Source organism: Chrysiogenia bacterium, assembly GCA_020434085.1.
GTDB lineage: Bacteria > JAGRBM01 > JAGRBM01 > JAGRBM01 > JAGRBM01 > JAGRBM01.
On the sequence record JAGRBM010000420.1, the window covers coordinates 1 to 2672 of the forward strand.

A 2672-nucleotide genomic window follows, 5' to 3' on the forward strand; every position below is an offset into this window, starting at 1 on the left:
CTCCCGACGCGGCAAAGAATCAGGCCACGATTCTCTGGCAGTGGCTTGGGGCCGAGCGCACGTTCTTTGTCGAGAGATCCGGCGCCGGGCGTTGCTATCTCTCCCACGAGGGGAAGGTCTACGGCCTCGGGACCGAACCGGCATTCCGCGCGCTGCTCTATGACGTGGCCGATCTCGTCTATTCTGAGCCGCGGGCGAAGGTGATCTTCGATGCACTGGAGTGCCAGTGTCTCCTCCATGGCCGCCGGATCGAGGTTTCCCCCTGGCTGCACGTCGAGGGCGATACGCTCTACCTGCATACGGCCAGAAGCGACGATCTGCTGCTCAGAATCGCGCCGGGCTCGCTCACCAGCGTTCCCAATGCCCAGAGCTGCCTGCTTCGGCCCTCGAACAAGATGGCGCCGCTCGAATTCGATCCCGATGTGAGCGTGGAAGGCGCTCTACGCTCCTTTCGGGAGCTCTTTCTCCAGAACCTCTCCACCGACCCGGCCAGCAAGTATTTCGTGGCCTGCTGGCTCCTGAACGTCTTCCTGCTGCCCTTCAGCCGCGACCGGGCCCTCCTGCACATGAGCGGCACGGCAGCCTCGGGAAAGACGACCGCGGCTAATCTCTGCTCGGTCCTTCTCTACGGAGAGGACTGGGTGGGAAAGAGCCGGACGGCCTCGGACTTTGCCGACGGCATGACCAATCCGCTCACCATCAAGGACAACCTGGAGTCCCGCGACATCGACCGCGGGACTCTGAACTTTCTCCTTGCGGCTGCGACCGGAACCGTCAACCAGAAGCGAAAGGGCGGCACCGATTCAGAGAACGTCTACGAGCGCCTCTACAACCAGGTGATCGTGACCGCCATCGAGCCCTTCGATGTGCATGAGCTCGTTACCCGCACGTGGAACGTCGAATTCGAGGGGAAGTTCGGGAATCCGGGATTTCAGAAGACGATTGTGCTCGACCGCCTGCGCGAGGAGCGCTCAAAAATTCTCTCGGCATTCTTCGTCGTCATGGCCAGGGAGATTCTCCCTGTTTTCTCCGAGCGGAAGCGCTTTTATCTGGGATTCCTTCGCCAGGTCTTCCCCCACCATGCCAAGCAGCGCTTGGACGAATTCCTCGCCGGGCTCTTCGTCATCCTCGAAGTTTTGCTCAAATACGTCCCCGACGAGCGAAGGCCCAAACTCCTGAGCAATCCCGAAAAACAGGCGCGCGAGATCATCGAAGAGCTGCTCGGCGTGCAGGACGCCAGGGCCCGCGAGACTGAGATTCATACCAACCCGGTGCTTTTCTATCTGGAGCAGCTTGTGAGCGAGCTGCTGCACGCAAAATCTTCCGAGGACTTCTCCCAGGTCTTCCAGATTCGCCACGACGCCGAGTGCTTTGCCGGTGGAAGGCCCTCGCGGGTTTCCTTCCGCGATACCTCACTGAAATTCCACGCCGCCTTCGCGGCGCTCGCCAAGAAGCGAAATCTCCTGAATCCCTTCTCCAGCGCCCAGCAGATGGGGGCGCGTCTCAAGGACTCCCTCGACATCCTGGAGCGCTCGGGCTGGCAGGTGCAGCGCTATACGAGCCAGGGTCGCACGGTCTTTTACTGCGCCCGCGACATCGGAGAGGACGAGTGATGAGCCGGGCTCCATGGCCTCCCGATGAGCTTCTGGTGAAAGCCGCAAAGGCGCTGGAGCCCTATCTGGGCCGTGAGGCCACGGCCCGGGAAGCGCGGGAGTTTCTGCTCCAGATGCGCCGCTACTTTCACCTGCTCCGGGAAGGTGAGGAGCAGTACAAATCCGCGCAGCATCCCCACGAAATCAGCTGACAGCGAAGCCTCAAGTGCGGTAGAATCGCGCCGGACGTGTGCCTGCCGTTTGGAAATGAGGGCGACACTCTGCGCGGCGGGCTCAGCCGCGGCGAGGAGACATCATGGGAAGTGACAGGCAGGAGGCCGCCCAGGGCTGGGCGGCCCGCAGAACGAAGAAGAATCGCTCCAAGCGGGTCATTACGGGGCCTTCCAACGGCGCCGTCATCTATGCCCGTGTCTCGTCGAAGGAACAGGAAGAGGGCTTCTCCATCGGGGCCCAGCTCGACCTGCTTCGCAGGTATGCAACAGAAAGGGGCTTCGAGATAGTCCATGAGTTCGTGGACGTGGAGACGGCCCGCAAGGCAGGGCGCACCCATTTTGGGGAGATGGTTCGCTTCATCCGGTCCTCGCTCACCCCGGTCACCATCCTCGTCGAGAAGACCGACCGAATCTATCGAAACCTGAAGGACTACACGACCCTCGACGAGCTCGTGTGCGAGCGCGATGCGCGCATTCACCTGGTCAAGGAAAACGAAGTCCTCGGCCGGGAGGCGTCCTCTCATACGAAGTTCATCCACGGGATCAAGGTGCTGATGGCCAAGAACTACGTGGACAACCTCTCCGAGGAAGTCACCAAGGGCCAGATGAAGAAGGCCGAATCGGGCCAGTACCCCTCCATCCCGCCCATGGGATACCGCTGGGACCGGGGCAAGCGCTCGCTGATTCACGTTGAGCAGGAGGCCGCCCACGTGCGCCGGGCCTTCGAGCGCTACGCCACGGGGCTCTACTCGCTTGAGAAGGTGGCGCAGCTTTGCGGCGAGGACGGCTTTGCCAGCCGCAAGGGCTCGCGGATCAGCAAGCACGGGATCGAGGGGATCATCAAGAA

At 61.9% G+C, this 2672-nt stretch carries 3 protein-coding genes; all 3 read left to right on the plus strand.

The annotated features are described in order from the left end of the window. On the plus strand, positions 1 to 1613 hold a 1613-nt coding region (locus KDH09_14390; protein MCB0220884.1), incomplete at its 5' end, for a hypothetical protein. Continuing rightward, entirely contained in the window at positions 1613 to 1804 is a 192-nt protein-coding gene (locus KDH09_14395; protein ID MCB0220885.1) for a hypothetical protein, read from the plus strand. The genes KDH09_14390 and KDH09_14395, both read left to right, overlap by 1 nt. Positions 1805 to 1908: 104 nt before the next feature. Next, positions 1909 to 2672 (plus strand): recombinase family protein (locus KDH09_14400; GenBank protein ID MCB0220886.1); only part of this gene is annotated, 764 nt, incomplete at its 3' end.